The organism is Pseudomonas meliae, assembly GCF_001400515.1.
Classification (GTDB): Bacteria; Pseudomonadota; Gammaproteobacteria; order Pseudomonadales; family Pseudomonadaceae; genus Aquipseudomonas; species Aquipseudomonas amygdali.
The window spans coordinates 1-320 of the sequence record NZ_LJQT01000199.1 but is presented as its reverse complement, the minus strand read 5'-3'; the positions used below and the strand labels follow the sequence as shown (position 1 = coordinate 320).

Here is a 320-nt window from a genome sequence, read left to right as displayed (position 1 = left end):
TATTTGTCAGGCCGCCATATCCAGTGGTTCAAGCGGTTTTCGTCGTGGCGGTGCGCGTCTTGGCTGACTTGCCCGGCGATTTTTTCTTCCCTGTACCGATGTTCACCGTACCTTTGCATTCGGGGTACCTGGTACACGCCCAGAAAACACTTGAGGCTCCTTTGCGCTGCGAGGTTTTCGCGTTGCACAACGGGCACTTGGGACCTTCGCGAACCTTGATCGACAAGGTAGTGCCCTTGTACTGATCGACGAGCCTGGTGATCCAATTCGATTGCCTGGCGATAAAGTCATCGAGCGTCAGGGTGCCTTGCTCGATCATC

The 320-nt window shown here is 55.0% G+C and carries 1 protein-coding gene; it reads right to left on the bottom strand.

Annotated elements, in window-relative coordinates:
• Positions 1 to 28: 28 nt before the first annotated feature.
• A partial coding sequence (locus ALO64_RS08955; protein ID WP_174517436.1) for a topoisomerase DNA-binding C4 zinc finger domain-containing protein occupies positions 29 to 320 on the bottom strand: 292 nt, incomplete at its 5' end.